Annotated in this window: 1 pseudogene; it reads left to right on the top strand. The window is 58.4% G+C overall.

The window, feature by feature from the left end:
* Positions 1 to 224: 224 nt before the first annotated feature.
* Positions 225 to 1,126, top strand: a pseudogene (locus ACR0L4_RS23610) (hypothetical protein); the annotation flags it as partial.

Below are 1,126 nucleotides of genomic sequence, written 5' to 3'. Positions count from 1 at the left end.
CTACGGCGACAGCGCGCATGACCAGGGGCGTGATTAGTACGACAGGTTACCGATCCGCTGGGATTTCTGCGGCTGCAGATGCATCCTGTGATTGTGACGCAATCGCGGAGATGAATGCCATCAACGGCAGCAGCACAATCACCACGGAAGGGGAGCAGGCGCACGGGATACGGGCGGTGTCCAACAACTCGGAGAGTGCATCCGAGGCGAGTGCAAAGGCTGTCATGAGAAACGGGAGTATCAATATTAACGGTCGATGGGCTCATGGGATTTCTGTGCAAGCCAATGGTGGCCTGGGGAGCGCGCTGGCGGAAATGCGTGGTGGCACAATCACCACGACTCACGGGGGGGCGTCCGCGATTTATGTGCGGATTCACAACGAGGATCACACAAACAACTCGGACAACACAAACGGGGCTAAAGCGCTCATGACCGGAGGGACGATCCATACGGAGAACAGGGTCAACGCATTCGAGGGTTCCCACGGGCTTCATGCGGACACCACTGGCTCAGCCGATGTGGTCGTGGAGATGAAGGGCGGCAGTATCACCACGCTTGGGAGGAATTCTCATGGGCTTTGGGCGGAAGCAGAGGCGGATGCGATGGTGAATGGTGTGAGGTTTGTTCCGGGCTCAACGTCGCAAGCCAAGACGATTGTCAAGCTGGATGCGGGTGCTGTTGTCACGGCTTCAGGGGCGGGTTCAAACGGAATTCGCGTTTCAGGGAATTACGTGACTGTGGATCACAACTCCAACAGCCCAAAATTTTGGTTGGGTGTAAAAGAGTTTGACGTGGACGTGGCTGGGATTGTGACGGGCGGCGCTGGCGGATTTAACGCAGATGACGACGGCGCTGCGATCCGCACGATCTCCGACGCTGAAGGCGGGGGAACAATTGATATCGCCGACACCGCCATTGTGGCTGCGGGGGGCTCTGGCATTGCAATACAAGACGGGGATGGCGACGCGGTTGTCACCTTGGAGGGGACCGTGACCGGGGACGTTCGTCTTGGCGCGGGTGACGATAGGGCCACGATTGGTGCCACAGCCAGTTTTGACTTTTCCTCCTATATCCTGGACGGCGGTTCGGGCGATAACGATCACCTGACGCTGCATGGCCGCCGGAC

It is taken from the genome of Ruegeria sp. AB5 (genome assembly GCF_056542645.1).
This window is presented reverse-complemented; position numbering and strand designations above follow the sequence as displayed.